The 250-nt window shown below is 56.8% G+C and carries 1 pseudogene; it reads right to left on the bottom strand.

The features are described 5' to 3' along the window. Positions 1-250 (bottom strand): annotated as a pseudogene (locus AC0IYH_RS33050) (MFS transporter); the annotation flags it as partial.

Below are 250 nucleotides of genomic sequence, written 5' to 3'. Positions count from 1 at the left end.
ACATCAGGATCGGTCACAACGGGCTCAAGCATCTGATCCTGAACAACCTGCTCATCGACACGTGGATCCAGCGCAGCCACCAGTGGTGAAGCGGTCATGTTCACAGGCATCGCCACGTGCTGCAGCGGCGCATCATCGACCTGATGGAGATGCGTGACGATGTTCGAGCGCACTCTCCAGACCAGGAACAGACCGCAGACGCAGAAGAAGGCGTACAACATGTTGGCGCCGAAAAAACGCATCAACACAC

Source organism: Pseudomonas sp. AC463 (genome assembly GCF_979253585.1).
Note: the sequence above shows the minus strand (reverse complement) of the source record. Positions and strands in the feature narration are given on the sequence as shown.